Consider the following 623-nt stretch of genomic DNA (forward strand, 5'->3'; position numbering starts at 1 on the left):
TTATTCCTTTAGTGTTTGAATAAAGTTAAAAATTAGGAGTCCGTAAAAGTATATTTTTTCGAATGGGATAGCTGTTTTTTTAAGTCATTTTTTTACAATCCCAAAAAGTGTACTTTTTGAGACTATCTATATTGGAAAAACTTAACCATAAATTAACTATACATAGTTAAGGGGATTCTGGTGCATAAGTGTTGAAATGTTGTACTGAGAAGCTATCAGAAGAAGATATTCTTTATTTCGCGGGTGATTGTCCACTCGTTCCAATTCTGAGCGTTTCTCATAATACTGTTTTTAGTGAAGAAAGGAAAAAAGCAATTATTTGCTATCAATAYSTCTATGTGTTAYACTAYRYTTAACTTRTTTTTGTTCGGTATAAGATTGAGAGAAGAAAAAACCYTAAACARAAGTTTTTATCTTGAAATAGTATGATTGRGCAAGAAWGGTAATACATYTGTGGARTATTCCACAGCAGGAGGCAACATTATGACACAAGGTACAGTAAAATGGTTTAATGCAGACAAAGGTTTCGGTTTCATTGAAATCGAAGGCGGAGACGATGTATTCGTTCATTTCAGTGCTATTCAAGGTGAAGGTTTCAAATCATTAGAAGAAGGTCAAAAAGT

Annotated in this window: 1 protein-coding gene; it reads left to right on the top strand. The window is 32.0% G+C overall.

The window, feature by feature from the left end:
• Positions 1-483 precede the first annotated feature (483 nt).
• On the top strand, positions 484-623 hold a 140-nt coding region (locus AC1DRF_RS31380; RefSeq protein WP_477742750.1), incomplete at its 3' end, for a cold-shock protein.

The sequence above is a fragment of the Priestia sp. P5_B4 genome, from assembly GCF_056400385.1.